The organism is Synergistaceae bacterium (assembly GCA_017450125.1).
GTDB lineage: Bacteria > Synergistota > Synergistia > Synergistales > Aminobacteriaceae > JAFUXM01.
Genome location: JAFSWZ010000021.1, coordinates 1 through 2,107 on the forward strand (window position 1 = coordinate 1; position 2,107 = coordinate 2,107).

General features: G+C 55.1%; 2 protein-coding genes. Both read left to right on the plus strand.

Going from position 1 to position 2,107, the window contains the following annotated elements:
• On the plus strand, window positions 1–1,252 hold a 1,252-nt coding region (gene ptsP / locus IJT02_04455; protein MBQ7544177.1), incomplete at its 5' end, for a phosphoenolpyruvate--protein phosphotransferase.
• Window positions 1,252–2,107 (plus strand): ROK family protein (locus IJT02_04460; GenBank protein ID MBQ7544178.1); only part of this gene is annotated, 856 nt, incomplete at its 3' end. The genes ptsP and IJT02_04460, both read left to right, overlap by 1 nt.

A 2,107-nucleotide genomic window follows, 5' to 3' on the forward strand; every position in this document is an offset into this window, starting at 1 on the left:
GCTGCTGCTCGGACTTGTTACCCGCATGGGCAGCTCCAACAGCCACACAGCTATTCTCGCCAGAAGCACGAACTGGCCCACGCTCATTCAGTGCCACGACATCACTGACGAATGCGACGGAAAGTTCGCGATCCTCGACGGCTACAATGGCTGCATTTACGTTGAGCCTGACCAGTACCTCATCGACGAACTCTCCGCAAAGCAGGCTGAGGACAGAGCACGCGAGGCAAAACTTCAGGAACTCAAGGGACAGCCCAGCGTTACTAAGGACGGCCGGTCGGTAAGGCTGTACGCTAACATCGGCGGCCCGAAGGACATTCAGGCAGTCCTCGACAACGACGCGGAAGGTGTCGGACTCTTCAGGTCGGAGTTCGTGTACCTCAACAGCAAGGAAGAGCCTACGGAGGATGAGCAGTTCGCGGCCTACAAGAAAGTTCTTGAGGGGCTAGCACCGAGACTCGTGATTATCCGTACCTGCGACATCGGCGCGGATAAGACCATCGACTACATGAAGCTCGACAAGGAAGAGAACCCGGCGTTAGGCTTCAGGGCCGTAAGAATCTGCCTCTACCGCAGAGACTTCTTCAAGAAGCAGCTGCGCGCACTGCTGAGGGCTTCAGCGTTCGGCAATTTGGGTATAATGTTCCCGATGATCATCAGCCGCTGGGAAGTCCAGGAGTGCAAGGAAATTCTTGAGGAGTGCCGCAACGAACTCAAGGCCGAAGGAAAAGCTATGGGAGAAATCGAGATTGGTATAATGATAGAGACTCCTGCGGCCGCCCTTTGTGCAGACGAGCTAGCCCAAGAGGTGGACTTCTTCTCGCTCGGAACGAATGACCTCACGCAGTACACATGCGCCATCGACCGTCAGAGCGCGAACCTTGAGCGTTTCGCCGACACTCATCACCCTGCAGTGTTGAGGCTCATCCGCGAGACAATCGAGGCAGGACACAGGCACGGTACATGGGTCGGAATCTGCGGCGAGCTCGGTGCTGACCCGACACTAACAGAAGACTTCCTGAAGTGGGGAGTTGATGAACTCTCCGTAAACCCGAAGAGCATATTACCGCTCAGAGGGAACGTCAGGAACGTTGACCTGTCTAAATTCAAGACTGAGTCCCCGAAGCCGGAAGTGAAGCCCGAACCGAAACCGGCAGCAGAAGCTCCCAAGCCGGAAGCTCCCAAGCCGGAAGTGAAGGCAGAAGAACCCAAGCCGAAGCCGAAGGGATTATTTGGGAGGTTATTCGGATAATGTTATACGGAGCATTAGAGGCCGGCGGAACAAAGATGATTTGCGCTGTCGGCAATGAGGAAGGCCAGATACTTGATCAGGTTTCGATCCCAACTGCCACACCTGAGGAGACCATGCCCGCCATCATCGAGTACTTCAAGGCAAAAATTGATGTGCCCGAAGGTGAGGAGAAGATTCAGGCAATTGGTGTAGCGTGTTTCGGACCTGTCGACGTCAGGCCGAACTCCAAGACCTATGGGAACATTCTCTACACGCCCAAAATCCCCTGGCGCAATTTCCCAATGGTCAAAACTCTCAAGGAAGCACTTGGTGATATTCCTGTAGGGTTTGACACAGACGTGAACGGCTCACTTCTCGGCGAAGCTACGTGGGGCTGTGCGAAGGGACTCACTGACGCAGTGTATTTCACCATCGGCACGGGCATAGGCATGGGAGCAATGAGCGGCGGAAACCTCATTCACGGAATGCTTCACCCCGAAGCAGGACACATCAAGTTAGTACCAGTTCCCGGCGACGAATACGCTGGACACTGCCCGAATCACGGCCAGTGCTTCGAGGGAATGGCGTGCGGTCCGGCAATCGAGGCTCGCTGGGGAAAACCCGCAAAGGAACTCCGCGAGATGCCCGAAGTCTGGGATCTTGAGGCCAAGTACATCGCGCAGGCTTTGACATCTGTGATATACATGCTCAGCCCGCAGAAAATCATTCTCGGCGGAGGAGTCTCAAACCAGTCGCAGATTTTCCCGCTTGTCCGCAAATATGTGCTTGAGTACATCAACGGCTACATTGACACGAAGGAGCTCCGCAACATCAACGCCTACATCGTTCCGGCAGCACTGAACGGGAATCAGGGCA